Source organism: Acinetobacter sp. HA (assembly GCF_000264725.1).
Classification (GTDB): domain Bacteria; phylum Pseudomonadota; class Gammaproteobacteria; order Pseudomonadales; family Moraxellaceae; genus Acinetobacter; species Acinetobacter schindleri.
In genome coordinates, this window is the sequence record NZ_AJXD01000022.1 from 47,713 (window position 1) to 58,629 (window position 10,917).

General features: G+C 44.6%; 15 protein-coding genes. 11 read left to right on the forward strand and 4 right to left on the reverse strand.

Going from position 1 to position 10,917, the window contains the following annotated elements; genetic code table 11:
- Positions 1–2 precede the first annotated feature (2 nt).
- Positions 3–254: a hypothetical protein gene (locus HADU_RS06030; protein ID WP_005221072.1), complete on the forward strand. Its 252-nt coding sequence runs from the start codon at positions 3–5 to the stop codon at positions 252–254.
- Between the two features lie 13 nt (positions 255–267).
- Here the strand turns inward: HADU_RS06030 and HADU_RS16065 are convergent, their stop codons facing one another.
- The 3 genes from HADU_RS16065 to HADU_RS06045 all read right to left on the reverse strand — a co-directional run bounded on the left by HADU_RS16065 (position 268) and on the right by HADU_RS06045 (position 1,937).
- Positions 268–534 (reverse strand): hypothetical protein, encoded by a 267-nt coding sequence (locus HADU_RS16065; protein WP_005221073.1) that lies wholly within the window; start codon positions 532–534, stop codon positions 268–270.
- A 36-nt stretch (positions 535–570) separates the two neighbouring features.
- Positions 571–1,188 (reverse strand): L-threonylcarbamoyladenylate synthase, encoded by a 618-nt coding sequence (locus tag HADU_RS06040; RefSeq protein ID WP_008304412.1) that lies wholly within the window; start codon positions 1,186–1,188, stop codon positions 571–573.
- Positions 1,189–1,274: 86 nt separating this feature from the next.
- Complete coding sequence (locus tag HADU_RS06045) at positions 1,275–1,937, reverse strand: elongation factor P hydroxylase (RefSeq protein ID WP_008304414.1); 663 nt, start codon at positions 1,935–1,937, stop codon at positions 1,275–1,277.
- Positions 1,938–2,036: 99 nt separating this feature from the next.
- Between HADU_RS06045 and HADU_RS06050 the strand changes: the two genes are divergently transcribed.
- The 6 genes from HADU_RS06050 (at position 2,037) to lysM (ending at position 5,820) form a co-directional block, all read left to right on the forward strand.
- Positions 2,037–2,594, forward strand: a complete 558-nt coding sequence (locus HADU_RS06050; protein ID WP_004811191.1) for a YceD family protein — start codon at positions 2,037–2,039, stop codon at positions 2,592–2,594.
- Between the two features lie 77 nt (positions 2,595–2,671).
- Positions 2,672–2,854 carry a 50S ribosomal protein L32 gene (rpmF, locus tag HADU_RS06055; RefSeq protein WP_004279227.1) on the forward strand — a complete coding sequence of 61 codons (183 nt, stop codon included), beginning with the start codon at positions 2,672–2,674 and terminating at the stop codon, positions 2,852–2,854.
- 234 nt (positions 2,855–3,088) lie between these two features.
- Positions 3,089–4,075, forward strand: coding sequence for an ACP S-malonyltransferase (gene fabD / locus HADU_RS06060; protein WP_005221075.1), 987 nt, complete (start codon positions 3,089–3,091; stop codon positions 4,073–4,075).
- Positions 4,072–4,806: a 3-oxoacyl-ACP reductase FabG gene (fabG, locus tag HADU_RS06065; protein WP_005221077.1), complete on the forward strand. Its 735-nt coding sequence runs from the start codon at positions 4,072–4,074 to the stop codon at positions 4,804–4,806. Before fabD ends, fabG begins: the two co-directional genes overlap by 4 nt.
- 86 nt (positions 4,807–4,892) lie before the next feature.
- On the forward strand, positions 4,893–5,129 hold the full coding sequence (gene acpP, locus HADU_RS06070) for an acyl carrier protein (RefSeq protein ID WP_004646101.1): 237 nt from the start codon (positions 4,893–4,895) through the stop codon (positions 5,127–5,129).
- A 184-nt stretch (positions 5,130–5,313) separates the two neighbouring features.
- On the forward strand, positions 5,314–5,820 hold the full coding sequence (gene lysM / locus HADU_RS06075) for a peptidoglycan-binding protein LysM (protein WP_004811186.1): 507 nt from the start codon (positions 5,314–5,316) through the stop codon (positions 5,818–5,820).
- A gap of 81 nt (positions 5,821–5,901) precedes the next feature.
- On the opposite strand, the gene HADU_RS06080 is transcribed toward lysM, so the two are convergent.
- A complete protein-coding gene (locus HADU_RS06080) occupies positions 5,902–6,369 on the reverse strand; it encodes an Lrp/AsnC ligand binding domain-containing protein (protein WP_008304432.1) in 468 nt (155 codons plus the stop codon).
- A 139-nt stretch (positions 6,370–6,508) separates the two neighbouring features.
- Between HADU_RS06080 and HADU_RS06085 the strand changes: the two genes are divergently transcribed.
- The 4 genes from HADU_RS06085 to HADU_RS06100 all read left to right on the forward strand — a co-directional run bounded on the left by HADU_RS06085 (position 6,509) and on the right by HADU_RS06100 (position 10,890).
- Positions 6,509–7,768 (forward strand): D-amino acid dehydrogenase, encoded by a 1,260-nt coding sequence (locus HADU_RS06085; protein WP_008304434.1) that lies wholly within the window; start codon positions 6,509–6,511, stop codon positions 7,766–7,768.
- Between the two features lie 23 nt (positions 7,769–7,791).
- The gene (gene alr / locus HADU_RS06090) at positions 7,792–8,925 is read left to right on the forward strand and encodes an alanine racemase (RefSeq protein WP_008304437.1); all 1,134 of its coding nucleotides are present in this window, start codon (positions 7,792–7,794) and stop codon (positions 8,923–8,925) included.
- A 27-nt stretch (positions 8,926–8,952) separates the two neighbouring features.
- Positions 8,953–9,312: a RidA family protein gene (locus HADU_RS06095; protein ID WP_008304439.1), complete on the forward strand. Its 360-nt coding sequence runs from the start codon at positions 8,953–8,955 to the stop codon at positions 9,310–9,312.
- A 150-nt stretch (positions 9,313–9,462) separates the two neighbouring features.
- Complete coding sequence (locus tag HADU_RS06100) at positions 9,463–10,890, forward strand: amino acid permease (RefSeq protein WP_008304441.1); 1,428 nt, start codon at positions 9,463–9,465, stop codon at positions 10,888–10,890.
- Positions 10,891–10,917 lie beyond the last annotated feature (27 nt).

Sequence of the window (10,917 nt, forward strand, 5' to 3'; positions counted from 1 at the left end):
ACATGAAACTTACCACTTTAGCGGATAATCAATTACCGGCAGAAATCCAAAGCCATGTACGACAACTTGGTTGTATGCAGGTTGACCAGTTACAAGGTCAAGAGCCAGATTTGGTAAAAGCCTATATAGCGGTTCTTGAAGAAGATCAGGTTTCATCCAGCTATACCATTCAAAATAAATTTGGCAAGGCTGTGTTTGAGCATAAACAGATACTAGCAGATTGCCCAAATTTTATGACTTTGAGTCAGTTATAAATATGTTGTGGTCCTACTGCTTTAACGCATATTCAATTATTCGCTGGCAGGTGTCTGCTAGACAGAGATTATTTGTTGAATAAATGTTCAGCAGTTTTCTTGTCATCGCAACTTCAAGAAAATACTGGTACTCAATATTGTCGATATTCAGACTTAAGACAGGCTTAGAGTTCTTTTCGATAGAAATTGCCTTAGATTCTAATGTCCAAGGCCGTTTGACGTAGATCAGATGATTGGCAGGAAGTTCATTCAAGTTTAGCAGGAGATAAAATAGATTCACTTTATTTCCTCCTAAAACTGAATTAAAACGTTTTAATTATTCAAAAGCAGTTACATCACCGACGCCACGGCGAATTACTTCAGGTTGATCACCCGATAAATCCACGATAGAAGTTGTGCTTAATGTACCTAGGCCACTATCAATAAATACATCGATGCGTTTGCCGAGCTGCATTTCAATCTCGTATGGATCATCCATTGGATCAGTCTGATCTGGCAGGATCAAGGTTGAGGTTAACAGGGGTTCACCCAGTTCTTGAAGCAGCATCTGACATACGGGATTGCTGGGGATACGTAAACCGATGGTTTTTTTCTTCGGATGCATTAAACGTTTAGGTACTTCACTGGTGGCTGGCAGAATAAAAGTAGTGACAGCAGGCGTATTATTTTTCAGCAAACGATATACGGCATTGTCCACTTTGGCATAGGTCGCAATGTCCGACAAGTCACAGCAGAGAATGGCATATTGGTGCTTAGGGCCTAGACCACGAATCTGGGCAATGCGCTCCATGGCATTTTTATTTCCGATCTGGCAGCCAATTGCATAAGCGGCATCAGTTGGATAAACAATTACATCGCCGGCACGGATACGTTCCACGGCCTGACTGATCAAACGTGGTTGGGGATTGTCTGGGTGTAAGCGTAAATGCAACATAAACTCTGTCTCCGATCCTGTGCTGACTTTATTATGAGATTGCCTGCGACGGACATGCAATCTCAATAACGATAAATTTGTATAATTTAATCAAGCATTTCACGAATAAATTCGTCGGATTGTAAACTTTTGCCATTCCGTGTACAGGCACAGATACAATCAATAAAACGTTTTGCGTCACGAGGTAGTTTGGCTTCACCGCTAAAATAACGCTGTACCTGTGCATAGACATTATCTTTAAAGCTGCTTCCATTGCCGCCTTCACCGGTCAGGTTGTCTAAAGACACGCGAAATTTACGCCCAAAGGCTTTGGCAAACATCCATTCAATCGCCTGGGGCTTGACTTCTACCTGTTCAAATAAAGCTTGCTGTTCCTGGGTGCGGCCATCTGGCGCATACCAGTAGCCCAGATCTGGCAATAGACGACGCTTGTCACCAGCAATGGTCCAGTGGCTGATCTCATGCAGGGCACTATTGAAAAAACCATGCGCAAATTGAATGCGGGCAGGGGTATCTTCAGTAGCCGGGAAATATTCTGGTTCAAAATCACCACGGACTAATGTGACATTTAGGTGGGAAAACCAGTGATTAAAGTGTAAGATGAGCCAATCAACCTGTTCTGCTTCTGACGATACATTCGCCCACGGTAAGCGTTGCACTTGCTGTAGTGAGCTGTCAGAATCCAGAGTTGAAAGTGTGCTAACGAGTGATGAAACATTCACTTCTGTTTGCGGCTGCAACAGATGCATGACTGAAATTACCCAATTGGTCTGTCTAAAAATAAGTACAAAATTGTATCTTAATCTTTGACAGAGTTCTGATGAATTTGTAGAATTGCCGCCTTAATTATGTCAGCAAATACCTTTCCGGCACAGATTGAGCCGTTTAAATGGGCTGAACAGGGCTTTAAATGGTCAGGTCAACTGCCTTTATCCCGCTTTGTTCGTATTGCTCGTGAAGCTGTTGGATCAATTGATGATCAATTGATTAACATAGACTGTAAGCTATCAATGGATGCTTATCATCGCATTGTGTGGCTAGATGGCCATGTTGAAACGAAAGTTCCAATGGAATGCCAGCGTTGTCTGGAAACCGTTGAGATTGAACTCGTTTCAGATTTTCATCTTGCCCTTGTGGATGACGAATCACTGATAGAGCGCTTGGATGAGGATGCTGATTTCATCGTCTTAGGTGAAAGTGAAGCAACGACGAAAGGTTCATATGATGCACCTGCCACCGCTGATTTACTGGCACTCATAGAAGATGAATTGTTATTGTTGATGCCGTTGTCTCCTAAGCATGATGTTTGTGAGCATAAGCACCAACCCGCTCAAGAAGAAGTTGTTGAAGAAAAACGGGACAATCCGTTTGAAGTTTTGGCAGCTTTGAAGGGTAAACTTAACTAATTTTTGTGTTATACTCATACGTATAAGACAATCGAATTTGTTCTGATCCATTTTTTCGATATTTGTAAGGAGCCATCATGGCCGTTCAGCAAAACCGTAAAAGTCGCTCTCGCCGTGACATGCGCCGTTCACATGACGCTTTAACTGAGAATGCATTAACTGTAGACCAAGCTACTGGTGAAACTCATCGTCGTCACCACGTATCTAAAGATGGTATCTACCGTGGTCGTCAATTATTCGCTAAAGCATCTGCTGAATAATTAATGATGTATTAAGCGTCAAGCTTGATAGAAAAAATGGGAGCGTTAAGCTCCCTTTTTTTTGTCTGTCACTTTTAGGCGCTTTAATAAAGTCGGGCTTTTTGTTGTATTTGGCAATTACCCCAGCCAAAATTACGTGCTAAATTGCGCTCCACAATGAGTTAGGTGGTATTTAGCTGTTAATTTTCATCAATTCTATGAAGATTAGCGCCTCTTAATTGAAAGGATTTTATTATGTCTGCTAAACAACTCGAGCAAGCAGCTCAGGCAACCAAAACTGCATTTGTATTCCCAGGTCAGGGATCGCAGAAGGCGGGCATGCTCGCTGAACTGGCTGAGCAGTTTAGTAGTGTAGGTGACACATTTGCCGAGGCATCTGAAGCAGTAGGCTTCGATCTGTGGCAGATTGCACAAAGTGGTGAAGGTCTGAATCAGACTGAATTCACTCAACCGGTCCTTCTGACTGCATCGATTGCATTATGGCGTGTATGGCTGGAACTGGGTGGTGTTGCACCAAAGTATCTGGCTGGCCATTCTTTAGGTGAATACAGTGCACTGGTTGCATCTGGTGCGTTAAGCTTGGGTGATGCAGTGAAACTGGTCAACCTGCGCGGTAAGCTGATGCAAGATGCAGTCCCACAAGGTGTGGGTGCAATGGCGGCAATTCTAGGTCTGGAAGATGCTCAGGTTGTGGAGCTTTGTGCACAGGCAACAGCAGCCGGTGAAGGTTCGGTTGAAGCAGCCAACTACAATGCCAAAGGTCAAGTCGTTGTTGCAGGGAACAAAGATCGTGTTGATGCGGTGATTGAGCTGGCAAAAGAAAATGGCGCTAAAGCGATCGCATTGCCCGTATCTGTTCCATCCCACTGTTCACTGATGAAACCTGCCGCTGAACAGTTTGCTACGGCTTTGGAACAAACTGCCATTGAGCTACCACGTATTCCTGTAATACAAAATGTGGGCGCGGAAATTGCAACAGATGTGAATGCATTACGTCAGGCACTGACTGCGCAATTGTATGAATCTGTACAGTGGACCAAAACCCTGCAATTCCTTCAAGACGAAGGTATTGCATATATCGTGGAATGCGGTCCGGGGAATGTACTTGCCAATATGGCAAAACGTTTACCAAATATCGAAAAAGCACTTCCACTGGACAATCAATCCCGTCTGGAAGATGCATTAAACACCGTATTGGTGGCAGAAGGGAAAATTGCATGACACAGGAACGTAAAGTTGCCTTGGTGACAGGTGCAAGCCGCGGCATTGGTGCTGCAATTGCGCAACAACTCATTCAGGATGGCTACTTTGTGGTAGGAACTGCCACTTCTGAAGCTGGCGCTGAGAAATTATCTGCACAGTTTGCTGAAAATGGCGCAGGTAAAGTCCTTGATGTGCGTGATGGCGCAGCCATTGATGCACTGGTGACTGAAATTGAACAGAACTATGGTCCAGTTCTTGCGTTAGTGAACAATGCTGGTATTACCAAAGATAACCTATTGCTGCGTATGTCAGAAGATGACTGGGATGATATCCTGAACATTCATCTGAAAGCCGTTTATCGACTTTCCAAGCGTGTCCTGAAAGGCATGACCAAGGCACGTTTCGGTCGTATCATTAACATCAGTTCTGTAGTGGCGCATTTTGCTAACCCGGGTCAGGCGAACTATTCTGCTGCCAAAGCAGGGATTGAAGCGTTTAGCCGCAGTCTTGCAAAAGAAATGGGTAGCCGTCAAATTACGGTAAACTCTGTGGCACCAGGCTTTATTGCCACTGAGATGACTGAACAGTTAAGTGAAGAAATTCGCAAGAAAATGAGTGATCAAGTGGCATTGAACCGTCTCGGTGATCCACAAGATATCGCAAATGCCGTAAGTTTCTTGGCTTCTGACAAGGCAAGTTACATTACAGGTACTGTAATTCACGTAAATGGTGGTTTATACATGAGCTAAGGGGCTTAAGTATAAACTTTCCAAATTTTTTAGATTCAATTAAACTAACGGCATTAAAAACGCCACAAGCAATGAGGAGAATTCCTGTGAGCGATATCGAACAACGCGTTAAGCAAGCGGTTGCAGAACAACTTGGTATCAAAATCGAAGAGATTAAAAACGAAGCATCTTTCATGGATGACTTGGGTGCTGACTCTCTAGACCTAGTTGAACTGGTAATGTCTTTCGAAAATGACTTCGACATCACAATTCCTGATGAAGATTCTAACGAAATCACAACTGTTCAATCTGCGATCGACTACGTTTCTAAAAAACTTGGTTAATCGTTGATTCTTAGCTCTGCTAAGCCTAAAGACCACCGCAAGGTGGTTTTTTTGTGCCTGTGTTTTTCTTAATGGTAACTTACATTCATTAACAGGAAGCTTACCAATGATTAACTTCTGCTTAGGTGAATTCCGCTATAAACAATAGGGAGATAAAAATCAGACGACAATAAGGGAGTCTTCCATGGGTATTTTTGATTTTGTAAAAGGTATTGGTAAGAAAAATACCGCAGCGGCAGAACCGCAACAGACACCTGCTGCACAACAAGCACCTGCGGCTGCGCCTAAAGCGGCTCCGGCAGAGCCATCGGCACAAGAAATTGCCAACAAGTTATTGGGTCATGTTAAAAGTTTAGGGTTGCCAATTAAAGGTTTGTCGATTAGCTATAACTCTACTTCTGATCTGGCAACTGTGCGTGGGCAGGTACAAAATCAGGCCGATCGTGAAAAAATTATTCTCGCGGTAGGAAATATTGATCATGTGGCCAAAGTGGATGACCAGCTTACGGTGAGCAGCCCTGAACCAGAAAGTAAATTTTACACGGTAAAATCAGGCGACAGTTTGTCAAAAATTTCTAAAGAATTTTATGGCGATGCCAATCAATACAACAAGATTTTTGAAGCCAATCGTCCATTATTAAAAGATGCTGATGATATTTTCCCGGGTCAGGTGCTACGTATTCCTGATTAATATTTTTAAACTTTCAGATTTTTCAGATTAATGGCAAAGCTCCTTTTGGGAGCTTTGTTGTTATTGTGGATAACTAGAGTATTAAATACCGACATCCAGATATAGCGTCTCTTTTACTTCCTCCATCACCACATAACTGTGTGAAGAGGCGGAAGAGGGTAGTTTCTTTAATAGATCGCCCAGCAGGCGGCGATAAGCACTCATCTCTTTCAGGCGCGCTTTGACCAGATAATCAAAATCTCCAGAAATCAAATGGCATTCCAGTACTTCAGGAATTTCACTCAGGTCTCGTGCGACCTGTTCAAATACATCACCGGATTTGGCTGAAAGTTTGATTTCAAGAAAGACCAGTAAATTGCGTTCCAGCTTTTCTGGATTGAGTCGGGCGTAATAGCCCATGATAATGCCATCGCGTTCCAGTCGCTTCACACGCTCAGAGCACGGGGTGGTGGATAGGTTCACCCGAGCTGCCAGCTCGCTAATGGCAATCCGGCCATCGCGTTGCAGGATGTCTAGAATCATGCGATCAATACGGTCAAATTTGCGCATTCATTATTCCCTTAATTTTTTAAAATCACGCGAGAAATCTAGTGGATTCACTGAATATATTACTTTAAAACAGTGAAATTCACTATTGATCCAAAAATATACTAGTTAAATCAACTAGAAGGATTTTGAGGGTAAGGCAATGCGTGTTTTGGTCTTAGGTAGTGGTGTAATTGGTGTGGCAAGTGCCTATTATCTGGCACAGCAGGGTGCAGAAGTTACTGTACTTGACCGTCAGACTGGCCCTGCTGAAGAAACCAGTTTTGGTAATGCAGGCCAAATCTCTCCAGGTTACTCGACACCGTGGGCAGCACCTGGCATTCCATTCAAAGCAGTGAAATGGATGTTTCAGCATCACGCACCCTTGGCGATTAATTTAGATGGCAGCATGTGGCAGTTGAACTGGATGGCGCAAATGCTGAAAAACTGTAATCCAGCCAGCTATGCCATTAATAAAGAACGTATGACCCGTGTGGCTGAATATAGCCGTGACTGTTTACGTGAATTGCGTAAAGAAACCGGGATCAGCTATGAGCATCGTTCCAAAGGTACTTTACAGGTATTTCGTAATGAAGCCCAGTTGGATATGGTGCAACGTGATATCGCTGTATTGCAAGAGTGTGGTGTGCCGCATGAATTATTACTGGGAGCTGATTTGGCAAAAGTTGAACCTGCCTTGGCACACGCTCAAGATAAACTGGTCGGTGGCTTACATTTACCCAATGATGAAACCGGTGATTGCTATCTATTTACCAACGCCTTAGCCAATGTTGCCAAAGAATTGGGAGTACAGTTCAAGTTTAACCAGAATGTGGAACATCTGCTAACTGAGGGCAATGAAATTAAAGGTGTTGTCGTCAATGGTCAGGTATTCACTGCGGACAAATACGTGCTGGCATTTGGTAGTTATTCACGTGATTTCTTGAAACCGTTGCATCTGGATTTACCAGTTTATCCAGTAAAAGGCTATTCACTCACGATTCCAATCGTTGATGCCAATTTTGCGCCGCAATCTACGGTGCTGGATGAGACCTATAAGATTGCCATCACTCGCTTTGACCAGCGCATCCGCGTGGGTGGTATGGCTGAGCTAAGTGGCTTTAACCACAACTTAAAAGATAATCGACGTGCCACTTTGGAAATGGTCACTCAGGAATTGTTCCCGGGTGGTAATTTGGCTGAAGCCAGCTTCTGGACGGGGTTACGTCCAATGACACCAGACAGTACGCCAATTATTGGAAAAACCCGTTTTAAAAACCTGTTCCTGAATACCGGACATGGCACTTTGGGTTGGACCATGGCCTGTGGTTCGGGCAAGTTAATCAGCGATATTGTGCTGGATCATAAAACCGAGATTAGCACGGAAGGGCTGTCACTCGGACGCTATTCACACGCGGCTTAAATTACTGTTTCAAGGAAGAATCTATGCCACGTCCAATTCAAGCTGTAGTGCATTTAGATGCATTGCAGCATAATCTGAATATTGCTAAAGCTTCTGCTCCAAATGCTGAAGTGTATGCTGTGGTCAAAGCCAATGCCTATGGTCATGGCATTGAACGGGTTTATGCGGCATTTCAGTCTGCAGACGGTTTTGCTTTTCTGGATATTGAAGAAGGTAAGCGGCTACGTGCACTGGGATGCAAAAAACCGCTGCTGTTGCTCGAGGGTGTTTTTACGCTAGCGGATTTATTTGCATGTGCAAAGCATGACATGAGCTTTGCTATTCATTCCCGGCATCAAGTGCAATGGCTGAAACAGTTTGCGGAAATAGCACCGGATGCACAGTTTGATGTGTTCTTGAAAATGAACAGCGGCATGAATCGTTTAGGTTTTCAGTCGCATGAATATGCAGATGTTTGGCAACAGTTAAGCCAATTTGAAAATGTGCGCTCAATGACGCATATGACCCATTTTTCCGATGCGGATGGCCAGCGTTTTGGATTGGATGGCATTGAGCATCAAAACCTGATTTTTAGCCAGACCATTCAGGGGCTTGAGGCTAAAACCTCTCTCAGTAATAGTGCGGCCATTCTACGCCATCATCAAAGCTTGCATTCCGATATTGTACGTAGCGGCATCATGCTCTATGGCAGTTCACCAGATTATCCAAGCCATAGTATTCAAGACTGGAATCTCCAACCAAGTATGAGCTTACGCAGTGAAATCATTGCCATTCAAGATATTCAGGCTGGGCAAAGTGTCGGTTATGGGTCCAACTTTGTTGCGGAGCAGGCGATGCGAATTGGTGTTGTGGCTTGTGGTTACGCGGATGGTTATCAGCGTATTAGCCAGACCGGTACACCAGTGCTGGTAGATGGCGTCAGAACCCAGACGATTGGCCGGGTCAGTATGGATATGCTGACAGTTGATCTGACTGAACTTCCTCAAACGAACATTGGTAGTGAAGTAGTGCTCTGGGGGCGGTCGACCCACGGCACAGTGCTGCCCATTGAGGAAGTTGCAGCAGGATCAGGAACAGTGGGCTATGAGTTGATGTGCGGCATTACCGCCCGTGTGCCAGTACAGCTTGAAACCGGAAATTCAATATTGACCCATTAACGGAAAAAATGGAGAGGAAAATTTATGATGGAACATAGCGATATTCAACGTATCCGCAGCAATCAGGTGATGAGTGCTGCCACTATTCACAACAAGACCGTGTATTTATCAGGGCAGGTACCAACACGTACCGATCTGGATATACACGGACAGACCTTGGAGGTCTTCGCCAAGATTGAAGAATTGCTTGCGCTGGCAAATACTGATAAAAGCCGGTTGCTTTCGGCGCAATTATTTATCAAGCATTTAGCTGACTTTAGCAACGTAAACCAACTCTGGGTGGAATGGCTGCAAGGTCATGATACTCCGGCACGTGCCACCATTCAGGCGGATCTGGTCAATCCAGACTGGCTGATTGAAATTGCAGTGATTGCAGCACAGCCTTAAGAGCCTCTGATATTTGAGATCTCCCAACTTAATTTTGTAACAACATCAGACCCGATCATTAACTTTTTAAATGAAACTGCATCTGAATCAGGATTTCAGGAGGAAATCTGATCAGGTGGGCAAGGGCCTGAGGCGAAAAAGGAACTGAAGATGAATACTATACCCTCTAGAGATGACGCAGCGCCGTCGCAACATGAGCTACAACGCAAGTTATCTAATCGGCATTTACAGCTGATTGCCATTGGTGGCTGTATCGGTACCGGCCTGTTTATGGGTTCGGGTAAGACTATCGCCTTGGCTGGTCCTTCGATCCTGCTGATCTATATGATCATTGGCGGGATGTTTTTCTTTTTAATGCGTGCTCTTGGTGAAATGCTGCTGTCGAATCTGCAGTACAAGTCTTTTATTGATATGGCGCATGATCTGATTGGTCCGGGTGCAGGCTATTACATTGGCTGGTCGTACTGGTTGGGCTGGGTTCTGGTTGGTATTGCCGATCTGGCTGCGATTATTAACTACCTGAATTTCTGGTTACCCGAAGGTACAGCCTTTACCCCGACGGGACAGGCGCTGATCAGCGCTGCCTGTGTACTCTTGATTCTAGGTATTAACCTGGTGACAGTAAAACTCTTCGGTGAGATTGAATTCTGGTTTGCCCTGATCAAGATTCTGGCAATTATTGGCCTGATTTTTGTCGGTGGTTATATGGTCTTTAGTGGTTTTCAGGCGCCAAGCGGTGCGACGGCCAGCTTTAGTCATGTCTGGTCAGATGGGTTATTTCCGAAAGGTGTGACGGGCTTTCTGGCGGGTTTCCAGATCGCGATGTTTGCTTTTGTGGGGGTGGAGCTGCTAGGTACCATGGCAGCTGAAACCAAAGATCCGGAAAAGAATTTACCTAAAGCAGTCAATGCGATTCCAACCCGTATCATTCTGTTCTACGTGTTGTCATTGCTGGTGATTATGGCCGTCACGCCATGGAGCCAGATTCCTGCAGATCAGAGCCCATTCGTTAGCCTGTTCTTATATGCGGGGATTCCAACGTCCGCCATTATCATGAACTTTGTGGTCTTGTCCTCCGTGATGTCTTCGATGAATAGTGGGGTGTTCTCCACCAGTCGGATGCTGTTTGGCCTGGCACGAGGTGGTCAGGCACCACAAGCCTTGGCACAACTGTCGAGCCGTGCAGTACCGGCGAAAGGTCTGATGTTCTCCTGTACTTTTATTCTGCTGGGTGCAGCATTCCAGTATTTTGTACCGAATACGATGGAAGCCTTTACCTTGGCGAGCTCACTGTGTGTGATCCTGTTTATCAGTATCTGGAGCATCATTATGGTGTGCTATATCCGCTACCGTAAGCAGCAACCGGAAAAACATACTGCTTCGACTTTTAAAATGCCGGGCGGTGTATGGATGTCTTATATCGTGCTGGCATTCCTGTTCTTTGCTTTGGTGATTTTGAGTCTGGAACCAGATACCTTGAAAGCCTTGATGATCAGTCCGTTATGGCTGTTAATTCTGGCGGTGACCTATCGTGTGCTGTATTTGCCAAGAGTTCGTAAGCTTCAGGTAGAGATGTAAATTTTAGAATCTAAGACATAAAAAAAT